Annotated in this window: 1 protein-coding gene; it reads left to right on the forward strand. The window is 71.7% G+C overall.

Annotated elements, in window-relative coordinates:
• Positions 1-230: ketoreductase domain-containing protein (locus PUR56_RS11035; protein WP_329948754.1), on the forward strand; the 230-nt coding region annotated here is incomplete at both ends.

Raw genomic sequence — 230 nt, forward strand, 5'->3', positions numbered from 1 at the left:
AAGGTCGACGCGGCGCGCAACCTTGCCGCCGCGACGGAGGGCCGGGCGCTGAGTGCCTTCGTCCTGTACTCCTCGGTGGCGGGTCTGTTCGGCAACGCGGGTCAGGCCAACTACGCTGCCGCGAACACGTTCCTGGACGCGTACGCGTCGGAGCTGCGGTCGCGGGGTGTGCCGGCGACGTCGCTCGCCTGGGGCCTGTGGGACGCGGGGATGGGTGAGACGCTCACCGA

It is taken from the genome of Streptomyces sp. BE303 (genome assembly GCF_036290945.1).
Lineage (GTDB): Bacteria > Actinomycetota > Actinomycetes > Streptomycetales > Streptomycetaceae > Kitasatospora.